The organism is Nocardiopsis camelliae (assembly GCF_028993595.1).
GTDB classification, from domain to species: domain Bacteria; phylum Actinomycetota; class Actinomycetes; order Streptosporangiales; family Streptosporangiaceae; genus Nocardiopsis; species Nocardiopsis dassonvillei.
Genome location: NZ_CP118614.1, coordinates 4,962,598 through 4,979,932, shown reverse-complemented (window position 1 = coordinate 4,979,932; position 17,335 = coordinate 4,962,598). Strand labels below are relative to the sequence as shown.

Annotated in this window: 14 protein-coding genes; 12 read left to right on the top strand and 2 right to left on the bottom strand. The window is 70.6% G+C overall.

Features of this window, described 5'->3' with window-relative positions:
- Positions 1 to 22: 22 nt before the first annotated feature.
- Complete coding sequence (gene clpX, locus PV789_RS21725; RefSeq protein WP_274974303.1) at positions 23 to 1,297, top strand: ATP-dependent Clp protease ATP-binding subunit ClpX; 1,275 nt, start codon at positions 23 to 25, stop codon at positions 1,295 to 1,297.
- Positions 1,298 to 1,509: 212 nt separating this feature from the next.
- Here clpX and PV789_RS21720 read toward each other — a convergent pair whose 3' ends face one another.
- On the bottom strand, positions 1,510 to 2,220 hold the full coding sequence (locus PV789_RS21720) for a DUF305 domain-containing protein (protein ID WP_274974302.1): 711 nt from the start codon (positions 2,218 to 2,220) through the stop codon (positions 1,510 to 1,512).
- 323 nt (positions 2,221 to 2,543) lie between these two features.
- On the opposite strand from PV789_RS21720, the gene PV789_RS21715 reads away from it, so the two are divergent.
- The 3 genes from PV789_RS21715 (at position 2,544) to PV789_RS21705 (ending at position 7,095) form a co-directional block, all read left to right on the top strand.
- On the top strand, positions 2,544 to 3,920 hold the full coding sequence (locus PV789_RS21715) for an LVIVD repeat-containing protein (protein ID WP_274974301.1): 1,377 nt from the start codon (positions 2,544 to 2,546) through the stop codon (positions 3,918 to 3,920).
- 194 nt (positions 3,921 to 4,114) lie between these two features.
- Positions 4,115 to 5,527 (top strand): hypothetical protein, encoded by a 1,413-nt coding sequence (locus tag PV789_RS21710; protein ID WP_274974300.1) that lies wholly within the window; start codon positions 4,115 to 4,117, stop codon positions 5,525 to 5,527.
- A 152-nt stretch (positions 5,528 to 5,679) separates the two neighbouring features.
- Positions 5,680 to 7,095 carry an LVIVD repeat-containing protein gene (locus PV789_RS21705; RefSeq protein ID WP_274974299.1) on the top strand — a complete coding sequence of 472 codons (1,416 nt, stop codon included), beginning with the start codon at positions 5,680 to 5,682 and terminating at the stop codon, positions 7,093 to 7,095.
- A gap of 408 nt (positions 7,096 to 7,503) precedes the next feature.
- On the opposite strand, the gene PV789_RS21700 is transcribed toward PV789_RS21705, so the two are convergent.
- Positions 7,504 to 8,829: a folylpolyglutamate synthase/dihydrofolate synthase family protein gene (locus PV789_RS21700; RefSeq protein WP_274974298.1), complete on the bottom strand. Its 1,326-nt coding sequence runs from the start codon at positions 8,827 to 8,829 to the stop codon at positions 7,504 to 7,506.
- 120 nt (positions 8,830 to 8,949) lie between these two features.
- Here PV789_RS21700 and PV789_RS21695 point away from each other — a divergent pair, with 120 nt between their 5' ends.
- The 8 genes from PV789_RS21695 to rodA all read left to right on the top strand — a co-directional run bounded on the left by PV789_RS21695 (position 8,950) and on the right by rodA (position 17,328).
- On the top strand, positions 8,950 to 10,302 hold the full coding sequence (locus PV789_RS21695; protein ID WP_274974297.1) for a bifunctional folylpolyglutamate synthase/dihydrofolate synthase: 1,353 nt from the start codon (positions 8,950 to 8,952) through the stop codon (positions 10,300 to 10,302).
- 31 nt (positions 10,303 to 10,333) lie between these two features.
- The gene (locus tag PV789_RS21690) at positions 10,334 to 10,729 is read left to right on the top strand and encodes a DUF4233 domain-containing protein (RefSeq protein ID WP_274974296.1); all 396 of its coding nucleotides are present in this window, start codon (positions 10,334 to 10,336) and stop codon (positions 10,727 to 10,729) included.
- Between the two features lie 154 nt (positions 10,730 to 10,883).
- The gene (gene ndk, locus PV789_RS21685; RefSeq protein WP_130394764.1) at positions 10,884 to 11,288 is read left to right on the top strand and encodes a nucleoside-diphosphate kinase; all 405 of its coding nucleotides are present in this window, start codon (positions 10,884 to 10,886) and stop codon (positions 11,286 to 11,288) included.
- Between the two features lie 220 nt (positions 11,289 to 11,508).
- A complete protein-coding gene (locus PV789_RS21680) occupies positions 11,509 to 12,543 on the top strand; it encodes a rod shape-determining protein (protein ID WP_013154400.1) in 1,035 nt (344 codons plus the stop codon).
- Positions 12,544 to 12,546: 3 nt separating this feature from the next.
- On the top strand, positions 12,547 to 13,443 hold the full coding sequence (gene mreC, locus PV789_RS21675) for a rod shape-determining protein MreC (protein WP_248771539.1): 897 nt from the start codon (positions 12,547 to 12,549) through the stop codon (positions 13,441 to 13,443).
- A complete protein-coding gene (gene mreD / locus PV789_RS21670) occupies positions 13,440 to 14,000 on the top strand; it encodes a rod shape-determining protein MreD (protein WP_274974295.1) in 561 nt (186 codons plus the stop codon). Before mreC ends, mreD begins: the two co-directional genes overlap by 4 nt.
- An 8-nt stretch (positions 14,001 to 14,008) precedes the next feature.
- Positions 14,009 to 16,153 carry a penicillin-binding protein 2 gene (gene mrdA / locus PV789_RS21665; RefSeq protein WP_274974294.1) on the top strand — a complete coding sequence of 715 codons (2,145 nt, stop codon included), beginning with the start codon at positions 14,009 to 14,011 and terminating at the stop codon, positions 16,151 to 16,153.
- 2 nt (positions 16,154 to 16,155) lie between these two features.
- On the top strand, positions 16,156 to 17,328 hold the full coding sequence (gene rodA / locus PV789_RS21660) for a rod shape-determining protein RodA (protein WP_274974293.1): 1,173 nt from the start codon (positions 16,156 to 16,158) through the stop codon (positions 17,326 to 17,328).
- The last annotated feature ends 7 nt before the right edge of the window (positions 17,329 to 17,335 follow it).

Below are 17,335 nucleotides of genomic sequence, written 5' to 3'. Positions count from 1 at the left end.
CTTAGTTTTGAGGAGTGGCTGGGTGGCACGCATCGGCGACGGCGGGGACCTGTTGAAGTGCTCGTTCTGCGGCAAGAGCCAGAAGCAGGTGAAGAAGCTCATCGCCGGCCCCGGCGTGTACATCTGCGATGAGTGCATTGATCTGTGCAACGAGATCATCGAAGAGGAACTCGCCGACGCCACCGAGCTCACCTGGGACTCCCTGCCCAAGCCCCGGGAGATCTACGAGTTCCTGGACTCGTATGTGATCGGTCAGGAGCAGGCCAAGAAGGCGTTGTCGGTGGCGGTGTACAACCACTACAAGCGGGTGCGCTCGGAGGGGGACCGTCCGGGCGAGGAGGATGTGGAGATCGCCAAGTCCAACATCTTGCTGTTGGGGCCGACGGGGTCGGGCAAGACGTTGTTGGCGCAGACGTTGGCGCGGATTCTGAACGTGCCGTTCGCGATCGCGGACGCGACGGCGCTGACGGAGGCGGGGTATGTGGGCGAGGATGTGGAGAACATCCTGCTCAAGTTGATCCAGGCGGCTGACTATGACGTGAAGAAGGCCGAGACGGGGATCATCTACATCGACGAGGTCGACAAGGTCGCGCGTAAGAGTGAGAATCCCTCGATCACTCGGGATGTGTCGGGTGAGGGGGTGCAGCAGGCGTTGTTGAAGATCTTGGAGGGGACGACGGCGAGTGTGCCTCCGCAGGGTGGGCGGAAGCATCCGCATCAGGAGTTCATTCAGATCGATACGACGAATGTGTTGTTCATCTGTGGTGGTGCGTTCGCGGGGTTGGAGAAGTTGATCGAGTCGCGGACGGGTCAGCAGGGGATGGGGTTCAACGCGGTGTTGCGTCCCAAGGGTGAGCTGGGTGGTTCGGCGTTGTTCGGTGAGGTGATGCCGGAGGATCTGTTGAAGTTCGGGATGATTCCGGAGTTCGTGGGTCGGTTGCCGGTGATCACGAGTGTGCATGATCTGGATCGTGAGGCGTTGATCCGGATTTTGACGGAGCCGCGGAATGCGTTGGTGAAGCAGTATCAGCGGTTGTTCGAGTTGGATGGTGTGGAGTTGGAGTTCACGCCGGATGCTTTGAACGCGATTGCTGAGCAGGGGATTATTCGGGGTACGGGTGCGCGTGGGTTGCGGGCGATTATTGAGGAGGTGTTGTTGTCGGTGATGTATGAGGTGCCCAGTCGTGAGGATGTGGGTCAGGTGATCATTACGCGGGAGACCGTGATCGACAACGTCAACCCCACCATCGTCCCGCGCGCCCAGCTGCGCCGGACCCGCCAGGAGAAGTCCGCCTAGCAGCGTCCTCCCGGACCCCGCGCCCGCGTCCTCCGCGTTCGCGACGGGTCCGGCGGTACCCTCCTGAGGCCCGCGTCCCGCTCTCCGGCGGCCCGCCCGCGGGACGGGGTCCAACACACGCGAGGGGGCGCCCCGACCAGGGGCGCCCCCTCGCGTGTGTCCGGGGGCGCGATCCGCCCCCGCGGGGACGGACGCGCGGGGGACCGTCCGGCCTACTCCAGCGCCTGCTCCATGCGCGCGATATCGGCCCTCTGCTCGGCGATCACGTCGTTGGCCATGCGCATCACCGTCTGGTCCCTGCCCTCGGCCAGCACCTCCTCGGCCATGGTGACCGCGCCCTCGTGGTGGGCGGTCATCAGCTCCACGAAGAGGCGGTCGAACTCGTCGCCCTCGGCCGCCGCCAGCTGCTCCAGCTCCTCCTCGGTGGCCATGCCCGGCATGTCGCCGTGGTCCACCTCCAGTTCGCAGGTGGGCACGTCGCCGCTCTCGTCGTGATGGGTGCCGTCCCCCTCCAGCCCGCAGAAGTTCTGGTGCGCCGGGTTCTCCCTGGCCGGTCCGAAGACGTTCTCCTCCAGCCAGCTCTCCATGGCGGTGATCTCCGGGCCCTGGGCGTCGGCGATGCGGTCCGCGATGAGCTCGACGTCCTCGCGCTCGTGGCGCTCGGGCACCAGGTCGGTCATCTCCAGGGCCTGCGAGTGGTGCTCGATCATCATCACCAGGTAGGTGACGTCGGCCTCGTTGTGGCCCTGCTCCTCGGCGAGGGCGGCGATCTGGTCGGCCGTGGCGGGGGAGGACGACTCCCCGGGCGCGCCGGGGGCGATGACGTTGGCCGACTCCTGCTCCTGCCCTTCCCCCCCACCCGTACAGGCTGAGGCTCCGAGCAGGGCGAGAGCGGTTCCGGCCGCGAGTACCAGGCGACGCACGAGGTGTCCTCCGATGGGGTGGGGTGCGGACGGGGCCGCCGCACCGGCGGGCACTGTGCCTTGGGGCAACGTCCTGCGGGCTTTCTTACTCACTCGACGGGTGTTCTGTCCAGTCCCGGGCCCGGGTCGGTGCCATCCCGTTCGACTTCGCGCTGCCGGGCGGGGGAGCCGGGACGCCTGTCAACCCGGGGACTTCTGCATGCTTTTGGCCTTCTGAAGTGTTGTATGTCCGTTCTCGGCGTTTCGTCTGGTTATTACCAATGTAGAGGAGTAAAACCCATAGTAGCCAGTTGGATGCTTTGTGTATTTCCGGGGGGTGTGCGGTGGTGTCGGAGACGCGAAGGCACGCGAACGGACTGCGGTGGGGGACGCTCGGAACGGCGCCCCTCCTGGTCACCGCCCTCTTGGCCGTCCCCGGGGCGAGGGCCGACGGGGTGAGCACCGGCGGGGGCGTCGTGCACGTGGCCAACCTGCCCAGGCCGGAGGGGCTGGACGGCGCCGCGTCCTACAACTCCGACCTGGCCTTCAGCGGCGACTACGCCATCGGCGGCAACTACGACGGCTTCGTCGTCTACGACATCTCCGACCCGGAGAACCCGAGCCGGGTGTCCACGGTCGTGTGCCCCGGGAGCCAGGGCGACGTGTCGGTCAGCGGCGACCTGCTCTACCTCTCGGTGGACTACCCCCGGGCGGGCACCGGGTGCGGCGCGGCCTCGGTGCCGACCACAGACCCGGACGGTTTCGAGGGCATCCGGATCTTCGACATCTCCGACAAGGCCAACCCGCAGTACGTGTCGGCGGTGCGCACCGACTGCGGCTCGCACACCAACACCCTGGTGCCGGGCAAGGACGGCGAGCGCGACTACGTGTACGTCTCCTCCTACTCGCCCTCGGAGGACTTCCCCAACTGCCAGCCGCCGCACGACAGGATCTCCGTCGTCGAGGTGCCGCTGGCGGACCCGGCCTCGGCCCGGGTGGTCAGCGAGCCGGTGCTGCTGCCGGACGGCGGCCACGGGACCACCACCGGCTGCCACGACATCACCGCCTACCCCGAGCGGGACCTGGCCGCCGCGGCCTGCCTGGGGGACGGCCTGCTACTCGACATCTCCGACCCGGTGAACCCGGTCGTCACCGAGGTGGTCCAGGACGAGAACTTCGCGTTCTGGCACTCGGCGACCTTCACCAACGACGCCCGCACCGTGGTCTTCACCGACGAACTCGGCGGCGGACACGCGGCCACCTGTGACGCCGGGACGGGGCCCGAACGGGGGGCCAACGCGGTCTACTCGCTGGACCAGAGCGGGGCGGAGCCGAAGCTCGAATTTCGGAGCTACTACAAACTGCCTCGTCATCAGACCGAAACTGAGAACTGTGTGGCGCACAATGGCTCGCTGATCCCGGTGCCCGGCCAGGACTACTTCGTGCAGTCCTGGTACCAGGGCGGCGTCTCGGTCATCGACCTCAACGACCCGACCGCCCCCGAGGAGATCGGCCACTTCGACCGCGGCCCCTGGAACCCCGACGCCCTGACGACGGCGGGCTCGTGGTCGGCCTACTACTACAACGGGTACGTCTACTCCTCCGACATCAGGCGCGGGCTCGACGTGCTCCGGCTCACCGACCCCCGCCTGGCGGGGGCCGAGGAGGTGCGGATGGAGGAGTTCAACCCGCAGTCGCAGCCCTCCACCCCCTCCGGCTGAACCGTCGGCCGCGGCGCCCCGGAGCCCTCCGGTGCGCCGCGCGGCGCCCGGGGTTAGGCGCCTTGTGTAGTCGAATCGGGCCAGCTGGACACTGTGTTAAGAACAAGGTTTCTTTTGTCTCCCCCTATACATATAGATGTTGAACTGTGTACCTTCTTCCTGTTTCGCTCCAATCAGAATCAGGAGTACACAGGATGGCGTCATCCCCCCCGACCCCCACCTCCCGGCGCGCCAGACGCGGACTGACCGGAGTCTCCCTCGCCGGAGCGGCGGTGCTCATGGTCGGACTCCTCGGCCCGGCCTCGGCCGCGGCGGACGACGAGTTCGCCAGTGACGCCGACACCAGTGCCAACATCACCCATGTGACCAACGTCCCGAAGACCGAGGCCATGAGTGACTTCAACTCCGACCTGGCCTTCAGCGGCGACTACGCCATCGGCGGCAACTACAACGGCTTCGTCGTCTACGACATCTCCGAGCCGGAGGAGCCGCGGGTCGTCTCCGAGGTCCTGTGCCCCGGCGGCCAGGGCGACGTGTCGGTCAGCGGCGACCTGCTCTACTTCTCGGTGGACTACCCCAGGGCGGGCACCGAGTGCGGCGCCCCCTCGGTGCCGACCACCGACCCGGACGGCTTCGAGGGCATCCGGATCTTCGACATCTCCGACAAGGCCAACCCGCAGTACGTGTCGGCGGTGCGCACCGACTGCGGCTCGCACACCAACACCCTGGTGCCGGGCAAGGACGGCGAGCACGAGTACGTGTACGTCTCCTCCTACTCGCCCTCGGACCGCTTCCCGAACTGCCAGCCGCCGCACGACAAGATCTCGGTCATCGAGATCCCCGTCGACGAACCGTCCGAGGCCAAGGTCATCGACACCCCGGTGCTCTTCCCCGACGGCGGCAACACCGGCACCGCGGGCTGCCACGACATCACCGTCTACGCCGAGCGCGACATCGCCGCGGGCGCCTGCATGGGCGACGGCGTGCTGATGGACATCTCCGACCCGGCCGCGCCGGTCGTCACCGAGGTGGTCCAGGACGACAACTTCGCGTTCTGGCACTCGGCGACCTTCACCAACAACGGCCAGACCGTGCTGTTCACCGACGAACTCGGCGGAGGCGGCGGCGCCACCTGCAACGAGGAGATCGGCTCCGAGCGCGGCGCCAACGCCATCTACGCCATCGGCGGCGGCCAGGAATCCCCCGACCTGGAGTTCGAGGGCTACTACAAACTTCCCCGCCACCAGGCCGACACCGAGAACTGCGTCGCGCACAACGGCTCGCTGATCCCCGTCCCCGGACGCGACTACTTCGTGCAGTCCTGGTACCAGGGCGGCGTCTCGGTGATCGACTTCAACGACCCGGCCAACCCCCGGGAGATCGGCCACTTCGACCGCGGCCCGATCAGCGAGGACAACCTCGTCCTGGGCGGCTCCTGGTCGGCCTACTACTACAACGGCTACGTCTACTCCTCCGACATCACCCGCGGACTCGACGTCCTGAAGCTGGAGGACCCCCGGTTCCGGGTCGCCGAACAGGTGCGGATGGACGAGTTCAACCCCCAGTCCCAGCCCGAGTACCGGCCGGGCCGCGGCAACGGCCGCTGACCGCACGGGCGCCCCGGGCCCCGAGGGGAACCGGGGCGCCCGCCCGAACGCCGCCCGGCCCGTGGCCGGGTGACGAACGACCGGGGCCGCGGCCGTGTACGCCGCGGCCCCGGCGCGTCCACCCCCACCCCCTAGTGCACACAGGAGAACCCATGCCCGCACCTCCCGCAGCACCACGGGCCAGGAAGGCGCTGCGGCGCACCGCGGCCCTCGCGTCCGCCGCGGCCGCGTCCCTGCTCCTCGGGCTCCTCGGCCCGGCCGCCGCCCAGGCGGACGAGGCGCCCGCCGAAGACATCCACAGCGACAACATCACCCACGTCGCCCACACGCCCAAGCCCTCGGCCGTGCGCAACGTCAACTCCGACCTGGCCTTCAGCGGCGACTACGCCATCGGCGGCAACTACGACGGCTTCGTCGTCTACGACATCTCCGAGCCGGAGGAGCCGCGGGTCGTCTCCGAGGTCCTGTGCCCGGGCGGTCAGGGCGACGTGTCGGTCAGCGGCGACCTGCTCTACTTCTCGGTGGACTACCCCAGGGCGGGCACCGAGTGCGGCGCCCCCTCCGTCCCGGTGACCGATCCGGACGGTTTCGAGGGCATCCGGATCTTCGACATCTCCGACAAGGCCAACCCGCAGTACGTGTCGGCGGTGCGCACCGACTGCGGCTCGCACACCAACACCCTGGTGCCGAGCAAGACCGGCGACAGCGACCTGATCTACGTGTCGTCGTACTCGCCGTCGGAGGCCTTCCCGAACTGCCAGCCCCCGCACGACAAGATCTCCGTCATCGAGGTGCCGCACGACGCGCCCGAGGAGGCCGCGGTCGTCAACGAGCCGGTCCTGTTCCCCGAGGGCGGCAACCACGAGCAGGACGGGCTGCTGCTGCCCACTCAGGGCTGCCACGACATCACCGTCTACGCCGAGCGCGACATCGCCGCGGGCGCCTGCATGGGCGACGGCGTGCTGATGGACATCTCCGATCCGGTGAACCCGGTCGTCACCGAGGTGGTCCAGGACGAGAACTTCGCGTTCTGGCACTCGGCGACCTTCACCAACGACGCCCGCACCGTGCTGTTCACCGACGAGCTCGGCGGTGGCGGCGCTCCGACCTGCACCGAGGAGGTCGGTCCCCAGCGCGGCGCCGACGCGATCTACGAGGTTGGCGGCGGCGACTCGCCGGAGCTGGAGTTCGCCAGCTACTTCAAGATCGACCGCCACCAGGGCGACCAGGTGTGCGTGGCGCACAACGGCTCGCTGATCCCGGTGCCCGGCCAGGACTACTTCGTGCAGTCCTGGTACCAGGGCGGCGTCTCGGTGATCGACTTCAACGACCCGGGCGCCCCGAGCGAGATCGGCTTCTTCGACGTGGACTCCCGCGTCGAGGAGGGCGTACAGGACAACGACACCTGGTCGACGTACTACTACAACGGCTACGTGTACTCGTCCGACATCGAGCGCGGCCTGGACGTGCTGCGGATCGACGACCCGCGCGTACGCGCGGCCGAGCGGGTGCGGATGGAGGAGTTCAACCCGCAGAGCCAGGAGAGCTACCGGCCGGGACGGCGCTGACGGCGGGTAGGGGCTGACGGGCTTCCCGGGCCCGCGACCCGGGCGGGGGCGGTGCCGCGGCACCACCCCCGCCTCCTGTGCATGGCCCGCTCCTGTGCCATGGACTCCCGCTTTGTGCCCGGACCCCGGCCCCGGGCGTCGGGCGTCGGCCCCCGGACGCCGGACACGAACCGGCGGCAGGAGCACGGGGAGTTCTCCACAGCGGCGGGAGAGCGCTTCCGGGCCGGGACCCGGCGGCGTAGGCTCGATTCCGGGGGAGCCGCGCCCCGGCGCCGGGGAACCCCGACCCCCCCGTATCCGAGTGTTCCGCGCCGGCGCCCGGCACCGCCAGAACCTCCTCCGACCTGTGGACGACGCGGGCGGTCGGGGTCGGGGTCGGGCGGTCGGGGGCCACGCGGCCTCGCGGTCTCAGCCGAAGAGGCGGTCGGTGGGGGCGTCCACGGCCTCCAGGACCCGGCCGGTGAAGTAGACCGTGCCCAGGGCCAGCACGCGTTCGCCGAGCGCGCGCAGGGCCGCGGGGGACAGGTCCGCGGCGTCCATGCGGCCCCAGTGTTCCGGCAGGGCGTGCTCGAAGCGCAGGTGGGCCTCGGGCAGGCGCACGGCGGTCACGGGCAGGTCGCCCAGGACCTCCACCGCCCCCGACACGTCCTTGTGGTCGGGCAGGCACAGCAGCACGTGGTCCACCCCGCCCCACAGCCCGCGGGCGTGGGCCAGGGCGGCGGCGACCCCGTTGCGGTCGATGGCCGAGTCCACGACCACCTCGGCCTCCGGTGCGGTGCCGCCCCCTACCGGGTCACCGCCGGATGCCCCTCCGACACGGCCGGACGCTCCTCCCGCCCCCGCGGGCACGGCGTGGCGGGACAGCCTCCCCGGCAGCCGGACGGTGCCCAGCACGGCGTGCAGCCGCTCCGGGTCCAGGGGCGGGCGGCCCAGGTGGTCCAGCATCCGCGCCGCCGCAGCCGTCCCCAGCACCCCCGAGGCCGCGGACAGCCCCGGCGGGCGCAGACCGGGCGGCGGCTCCACCCCCGGCAGGTCCGGATCGACCACCTCGGCCCGCACCCGGCCCCCGGTGGCCTCGGCCAGGGCGGCGTCGGCCGCAGCGGCCACCTCCGCGGTCTGCGGCAGGCGCACCAGCGCGCGGGTCCGCTCCCCGGCCACCCGCGCCTTCTCCCGGGCGATCTGCGCCACGGTGTCGCCGAGGACGCCCACGTGCTCGGCGAAGACCTTGCCCAGGGCGACGACCTCCGGGCCGACCAGGCGCAGCTCGTCGCGATGACCGCCCATCCCGGCCTCCAGCACGCACACGTCGGCGCCCACCTCGACGGCGCGCAGCAGCCCCGCCACGAGGAACAGCCCGCTCGGTGCCAGGTGGCCGCCGAACTCCTCCACCGTCGGCAGTTCCCGTCGGGCGGCGTCGATCCGGGCGCCCAACACGTCCAGTTCGGCGTCGGACACCGAGGTCCCGTCCACCCGTACGCGCTCGCGGTAGGAGCGGAAGCTCGGCCCGGTGACCAGGACCGTGCGCAGCCCGGCCGAGGACAGCGCCGCCGCGGCCGTCGTCGCCGTGCTCCCCTTGCCCTTGGACCCCACCACCCCCAGTACCGGGGGGCGGCGCGTGTCCAGCCCGAGCACGCGCATCAGCGCCGTGGCACGCTCCAGGCTTCCGGTGCGGTCGCGGGGGCGGTCGGGGCGGCGCCGCGCCCACTCGGTGAAGAAGGGGTCAAGTTCGAGCATGGCACCAGTATGGTCTGCGCGACACAGGCCGCCGCTTCCTTTACCCGGGGACCGTGCCCAGGTGGGGGCGCGTAGACTGGCGCGGGTGTACACCCCGAACACACGAGACACCGAGACACCGTGAGCGAAGCCAGCGCCGAGCAGCGCTACGCCGAGGTGACCGCGGAGATCCTCTCCCGAGCGCCCGAGTCCGACATCGATCCTCGACTGGACCGGGTCCGCACTCTGCTGGACCTCCTGGGCGACCCGCACCGCAACTTCCGGGCCATCCACGTCACCGGTACCAACGGCAAGACCTCCACCGCCCGCATGATCGACGCGCTCATGCGCGGGCGGGGTCTTCGCGTGGGCCGCTACACCAGCCCGCACCTGCGCACCGTGCGCGAACGCATCGTCATCGACGGGGAGCCCGTATCCCAGGAGCGGTTCGTCGAGGCCTACGACGACATCCGCCCCTACATCGAGATGGCCGACTCGATGAACGACGCACCGCTGTCGTTCTTCGAGATCCTCACGGTGATGGCCTACGCCGTCTTCGCCGACGCCCCCGTGGACGTGGCCGTCGTCGAGGTCGGCATGGGCGGCCGGTGGGACGCCACCAACGTCATCGACGGCGACGTCGCCGTGGTGACCCCCATCGGGATCGACCACACCGAGTACCTGCCCGACACGGTGGAGGGCATCGCCGAGGAGAAGGCGGGCATCATCAAGCCCGACTCCGTGGCGGTCCTGGCCCAGCAGCCGCTGCCCGCCGCCGAGGCCCTGGTCCGCAACGCCGCGGAGGTCGGGGCCCGGGTGGCCAGGGAGGGGCTGGAGTTCGGCGTCACCTCCCGCGAGATCGCCGTCGGCGGCCAGCAGATCGCCCTCAAGGGCCTCACCGGCAGCTACGAGAACCTGTTCCTGCCCCTGTTCGGGGCGCACCAGGCCGGGAACGCCGCCGTGGCCGTGGCCGCGGTCGAGGCGTTCGCCTCCTCCGGCGACGACGCCGGGGGCCTGGACCCCGCGATCGTCGCCGAGGCCCTCGCGGGAGTGGACTCCCCGGGCCGCATGGAGGTCGTGCGCACCAGCCCGACCATCATCGCCGACGCGGCGCACAACCCGGCCGGAATGACCGCCACCGCGGCGGCCGTGGAGGAGGCCTTCACCTTCTCCCGGCTGGTCGGGGTGGTCGCGATCATGGCCGACAAGGACGTCGAGGGGATCCTCGAACCCCTCGAACCACTGCTCGACGAGATCGTCGTCACCCGTAACTCCTCCCCGCGTTCCCTCGAACCGGAGCGGCTGTCCAACGTCGCCCAGCACGTCTTCGGTGAGGAACGCGTGCACGTGGAGCCCCGACTCGACGACGCCATCGACCGGGCAGTGGGCCTGGCCGAGGAAGGCGGGGAGTTCGGCGGCACCGGTGTACTGGTCACCGGATCGGTCGTCACCGCCGGTGACGCCGTCCACCTGTTGCGCGGTGCGCAGGAGTGACGGGCCAGGTCTACTACGAAGGGAACCCGCCGTGCGTGTAGTCTGCGCCGTCATCCTGGTGTTCGAGGTCATCGTGATCGGCCTCTTCATCCCCGTCGCAGTCTCCCTGGAGGGGATGGACCCGGTCCTGGCCGGGAGCCTGTGGGGAGGGATGGCCGTCGCCGCCCTCGTGCTCTCCGGACTCCAGAAGCACCGCTGGGCGCACTACGCGGCCTGGGTGCTTCAGGCAGCCTTCCTGTTCACCTCCTTCCTGGTCTCCGGGGCGGTTCTGATCGCCGTCGTGTTCGTCTCCCTGTGGGTGACCGGCGTCATCATGGGCCGCCGCACCGACGAGATGAAGGCCGCCCACCTGGCCCGCGCCGAGGCGGAGGCCGCCGGGCGGGGCGAGGACGCCGAGGCCTCCGCGCCCACGCGCCAAACGCGATAGTGTGACGCAGGTCCGGGCGGGCGGCCCGGGGAGAACCCTCCTCCTGCGGCCCCCGCACCTGTGACCCATCACCCGATTCCTCCGCGTGCGGCCGCTGCCGTGGGCGGGTGCCCACGTGCGCCACGCGGAGCCCCAGTGAGGAGTTGACACGCACGTGGAGCGCACTCTCGTTCTCATCAAGCCGGACGGCGTCCGCCGCAACATCGTCGGCGAGGTCATCTCGCGCATCGAGCGCAAGGGCCTGAAGCTGGTCGCCATGGAGCTGCGCACGCTCGACGCCGAGACCGCCAAGACGCACTACGAGGAGCACGCCGAACGCCCGTTCTTCGGCTCGCTCGTCGAGTTCATCACCGGCGGCCCCCTCGTGGCCATGGTGGTCGAGGGCGAGCGCGCGGTGGAGGCGTTCCGCGCCCTGGCCGGCGCCACCGACCCGGTGACCGCCACCCCCGGCACCATCCGCGGCGACTTCGCGCTGGAGGTGCAGCAGAACATCGTGCACGGCTCGGACTCCACCTACTCCGCCGAGCGCGAGATCAAGCTCTTCTTCCCCGGCCTGTAGGGAAGACGGCACGGCCGCGGGTCCCTCGGCATGTGGGACCCGCGGCCACGGGCGACTTCGGTCGGTTCGTCCGCCGACGGGGCAACAATTCGGTGTGTTTGCGTAACGGACTAAGTGCTGACCGTTACGATACGGGGGACTCAACACCTATCGTGCCGGAACGACTACGTATGGTCGCCCCGGGCAACCACGTCCGACACGGCGCCTCTGAGGACGTTACATGCCGAACAACCTTGCTTTTCTCGGCCGGGACATGGCCGTCGACCTGGGTACCGCCAACACGCTCGTGTACGTGCGAGGACGCGGCATCGTTCTGAACGAGCCGTCGGTGGTCGCGCTCAACACCTCAACGGGCCGGATCGTCGCTGTCGGCATCGAGGCCAAGCAGATGATCGGCCGCACGCCGACCAACATCACGGCCATCCGTCCCCTCAAGGACGGTGTCATCGCCGACTTCGAGATCACCGAGCGCATGCTGCGCTACTTCATCCAGAAGATCCACCGTCGGCGCCACTTCGCCAAGCCGCGCCTGATCGTGGCGGTGCCCAGCGGCATCACCTCGGTCGAGCACCGCGCGGTCAAGGAGGCGGGCTACCAGGCCGGCGCGCGCAGGGTTTACATCATCGAGGAGCCCATGGCCGCCGCCATCGGCGCCGGGCTCCCCGTCCACGAGCCCACCGGGAACATGGTCGTGGACATCGGCGGCGGCACCACCGAGGTCGCCGTGATCTCGATGGGCGGCATCGTCACCTCGCAGTCCATCCGCGTGGGCGGCGACGAACTCGACCAGGCCATCGCGACCTTCGTCAAGAAGGAGTTCTCGCTGATGATCGGGGAGCGCACGGCCGAGGAGCTGAAGATGGCCATCGGCTCCGCCTACCCGACCGGCTCGGAGGAGATCCGCGCCGAGGTGCGCGGGCGCGACCTCGTCAGCGGGCTGCCCAAGACCATCGTCCTGTCCGAGAGCGACGTCCGCCAGGCGATCGAGGAGCCGGTCACCGCCATCGTCGACGCGGTCCGCACCAGCCTGGACAAGTGCCCCCCGGAGCTGTCGGGCGACATCATGGACCGCGGCATCGCCGTCACCGGCGGCGGAGCGCTGCTCCGCGGGATCGACGAGAGGCTCCTGCACGAGACCGGGATGCCCATCCACGTCGCCGACAACGCGCTGGACTCCGTCGCTGTCGGCTCTGGCACCTGCGTAGAGAACTACGAACGGCTCCACCAGGTACTCGTCCCCGAACGGCGGAGGTGACCCATGTTCCGCGACTCACGCAGATCCCGCGTACTCCTCGCCGTGCTCGTGGCCGTGGCGGTGGCCCTGCTCGTCCTGGACGCCCGTCCCGGCGCCAACCCCGTCACCTCCGTGGCCCGCACGGGCGGCGAACTCGTCTTCGCGCCCGCCGCCGCGGGCGTCACCTGGGCGACCGGGCCCGTGACCGGTCTCTACGAGGGCCTGGTCAGCGGCCCCGAATCCGAGCGCGTCGCCGAGCTGGAGCAGGCCAACGCCGAGCTGGAGGACGACCTGCGGGCCGCCCGCATCGACAAGGCACGCGCCGAGCAGCTCGACGCGATGCTGGGGCTGGCCGGTCTGGGCGGCTACGAGATCGTCCCCGCCCAGTCCGTCACCCACGTCACCGCGCGCGGCTACGCCGACACGGTCACCATCGACGCCGGAACCGACTCCGGTGTGCGCCCGGACATGACCGTGGTCAACGGCTCCGGCCTGGTGGGCAAGGTGATCGAGGCCGGTCCGAGCACCGCCACCGTCATGCTCGCCACCGACGTCAACTCCGCCGTCGGCGCACGCCTGGAGGCCACGCGCAAGATCGGCGTGGTCCGGGGCGGCACGGTCCCCGGCGGCCCCGACGCCGAACTGACCCTGGAGCTGTTCGACCTCCAGGCGCCGGTCGAGGCCGGGGACCGGCTGGTCACGCTCGGCTCGCACGAGGGCGCGCCCTTCGTGCCCGGCGTGCCGATCGGCACCGTCGAGGAGGTGCAGGTGGCGCCCGGCGCGCTCAGCCGCCTCGCCCGTATCGCCCCGGCCGTGGACTTCTCGTCCCTGGACGTGGTGGGCGTCGTGGTCGGGGGTCCCGAGGAGGACCCGCGCGACTCCGTGCTCCCGCCCCGACCCGACAAGGGGGAACGCTCATGAGGAACGCAGCGACCCTGGTCCTGGTGGCCGTCGCCGTCCTCGCCCAGGCCACCGTGGTCAACCGGCTCCCGTTCGAGTGGGGGGCCGGGCCCGACCTCGTGGCCGCGGCGATCGTCGCGGTCGCCCTGACCACCAGCCCCGCCGCCGCCGCGGCGTGCGGTTTCGCCGCCGGACTGGCCATGGACGTCCTGCCGCCCGCCGAGCACGCGCTGGGCCGCTACGCCCTGGTGCTGTGCGTGGCCGCCTACCTGCTGGCCCTGCTGCACAGGAACACCGGCTCCGCCGGGGCCCTGGGCGGCAGGCCCTCGGTGTGGGCCCTGATGGCCGCCACCGCCGTCACCGCAGTGGGAGTGGGCCTGGGCTACGCGCTGGTCGGCGTGCTCATGGGCGACCCGCGGATGTCGCTGGCCGCCGTGGCCGTCAACACCCTCGTCGGCGCCGCCCTGACCACCCTGGTCTCGCCGCTGGTCACGCTTCCGCTGCTGTGGGCGCGGGGGGCGTTCTCCGACAGCGAGCTCGCCGGAGTCCGGGGCCCGGTGTCCACGGGGGGGTGGTGAACGTGCACATGTCGCCCGTCGACGACGTCGAACTGCCCGGCCGCAAGCTCGGCCGGGCCGGACTGCTGCTCGCCCAGATCCTGGTCCTGGTGCTCTTCGCGGCCCTGGCCGTACGGCTGTGGTACCTCCAGATCCCGATGTGGGACCACTACCGGGAGCTCGCGGTGGCCAACCACCACCAGCAGCTCCTCGTCCCCGCCACGCGGGGGCAGATCCTGGACGCCACCGGCCGCCCGCTGGTCAACAACAGCACCGAGCTGGTGGTCTCCGCCGACTACCACGAGATCACGGGCATGGACGACGGCGGGGAGAAGGTCCTGACCGACCTGTCCGAGGTGCTCGACGTCCCGCTGGAGGAGCTCCAGAAGCGCATGCGCCTGTGCGGGCCCGAGGTGAGCCGCCCGTGCTGGCCCGGCTCGCCCTACCAGCCCGTCACCCTGGCCGACGACGTGGAGCCGTCCGTCGCCCTCCAGATCATGGAGAGCGCCGACCGCTTCCCCGGGATCAGCGCCCAGGCCCACGCCGTGCGCGAGTACCCGCAGGGCGAGCACGGCTCCCAGATGCTGGGCTACCTGCAACCGGTGACCCAGGAGGAGCTGGAGGCCCGCGAGGACCTGCGCACCCAGTTCACCGGCATCGACATGGTGGGCCGCGACGGCGTGGAGGCGGTCTACGACGCCCAGCTGCGCGGCACCGCGGGCAAGCGCGTCCTGGGCGTGAACAACCACGGCGAGGTCATGGAGGTCATCTCCGAGACGCCGCCCGAACCGGGGACGCACCTGGTCACCCATGTCGACCTCGGCGTGCAGAAGATCGCCGAGGAGGCGCTGGCCGAGGGGATGGAGAACGCCCGGCCCCGCTACAAGGCCGACTCCGGCGCCGCCATCGTCCTGGACGTGCGCACCGGCGGCGTGGTGGCCATGGCGAGCCTGCCCACCTACGACCCCGCGATCTGGCGCGGCGGCATCGACCAGGAGACCTTCGACGAGATGCTCAGCGAGGAGGCGGGCGAGCCGCTGCTCTCCCGCGCCGTGCAGGGCACCTACCCGCCGGGCTCCACGTTCAAGGTCTCCTCGCTCGCGGCGGCGGCGGAGAACGGCTACTCGCTGCGCAGCACCTACGCCTGCCCGGGCTCGGTGAACCTGGCCGGGCAGAACTACGAGAACTACGAGGGCCAGGGCCAGGGGCCGATCAGCCTCCACGAGGCCATCGTGGTCTCCTGCAACACCGTCTTCTACAACTTCGGCTACCAGATGTGGAAGGACGACGGCGGGCTCTACCCCGACGGCGAGGCCGACGAGGCGATGGCCGAGATGGCCAAGGGCTTCGGCTTCGGCTCACCGACCGGGATCGACCTGCCCTACGAGACCTCCGGGCGCATCCCCGACCGCGAGTGGAAGCGCACCTTCTGGCAGGAGACCCGCGAGAACAACTGCCACCGGGGCGAGCACGGCTACCCCGACGTCGCCGAGACCGACCCGTCGCGCGCCGCCTACCTCAAACTGCTGGCCTACGAGCAGTGCGTGGAGGGCTTCCAGTGGCGGGCCAACGAGGCCGTCAACTTCGCCATCGGCCAGGGCGACGTCCTCGTCACCCCGCTCCAGCTCGCCAGCGCCTACGCGGCCATCGCCAACGGCGGCAAGCTCTACGAGCCGCGCATCGGCAGGGCGCTGGTCTCCGCAGACGGGACGGAGGTGCGCGAGATCGAACCGGTCGTGCGCGGCGAGCTCCCGGTCAGCGACGAGACGCTGGAGTACCTCCAGACCGCGCTCACCGCGGTCCCCAAGGAGGGCACCGCCCGCGGCGCCTTCGCCGGGTTCCCGCAGGACCAGGTGTCCGTCGCGGGCAAGACCGGCAGCGCCGACGTGGAGGGGCGCCAGGTCTCCTCCTGGTTCGCCTCCTACGCGCCCGCCGACGACCCGCAGTTCGCCATCGTCGTCCTGGTCTCCCAGGGCGGTACCGGCGGTACGACGGCGGCGCCCATCGCGCGGGCCATCTACGACGGCATCTACGGGTTCGACTCCCCGGCACAGGGGGCCGAGACCGAGGCAGACGCGTCCGGCGGCGCGGAGCCGCTGATCCCGGGCGGCGCGCCGCCCGAGCAGCTGCCCGACGTCCGTCCCGACGGTTCCATCGACCTGCTGGATCGGTAGCCATGAGCACCTACATGGGGGCGCCCGGGTCGCGGAGCGCCGAGATCGGACGCAGCGCGGCGGGCCTGGCGCGCCGACTGGACTGGACGCTGGTCGTGTCGGTGGCGGTCCTGTGCGCCATCGGTACGCTGCTGGTGTGGTCGGCGACCATCCCGGGCGACGGCAGCGACCCGCTGGAGTCCACCGAACACCTGGTCCGCCACCTGCTCCACCTCCTGGTGGCGTGGGCGCTGTGCCTTCTGGTCGCCGCGGTGGACCACCGCACGATCCGCGCGTACGCTCCGATCGTCTACCTGGTCACGGTGGTCGCGCTGGTCCTGGTGCTCACCCCGCTCGGCGAGGTGATCAACGGGTCGCGCGGCTGGATCGTGGTCGGCGGCTTCCAGTTCCAGCCCAGTGAGCTGTCCAAGGTCGGTCTGGTCCTGGTCCTGGCCACGCTGCTGGGGGAGCCCCGCGACGGCGAGGCCCGGCCGATGACGCGGGACGTGGTGTTCTGCCTGGTGGTCCTGGCGGTGCCGCTGGCACTGGTGATGTCGCAGCCGGACCTGGGCACCACTCTGGTGCTCGTCACGATCTTCCTGGGCATGCTCACGCTGTCGGGCGCCCCGATCGTGTGGGTGGCGGGCATGCTGGCGTGCGGGGTGGTCGGCGCGCTGTGCGTGTGGTGGTTCGACCTGCTGGAGCCCTACCAGCTGGACCGCATCGCCACCCTGATGGACCCGACCGCCGACCCGCAGGGCGCGGGGTACAACTCCAACCAGGCGCTGATCGCGGTGGGGTCGGGCGGGTTCAACGGCACCGGGCTGTTCCAGGGCGAGCAGACGCACGGGCAGTTCGTGCCCGAGCAGCACACCGACTTCATCTTCACGGTGGCGGGCGAGGAACTGGGGTTCGTGGGGTCGGTGGTGGTCATCGGCCTGTTCGCGCTGATCCTGTGGCGGATCCTGCGCATCGCCCAGGGGTGCGAGCAGCCCTACCCGCGCCTGCTGTGCGTGGGCGTGGTCGCCTGGTTCGGGTTCCAGGCCTTCATCAACATCGGGATGGGGCTGGGGGTCGTACCGGTGACGGGTCTGCCGCTGCCGTTCATGTCCTACGGCGGCACCGCGATCGTGGCCAACATGGTCGCCCTGGGGCTGGTGCTGGGCGTCGACTCCCGGGACCGGGGTTTCGCCTAGGGACACG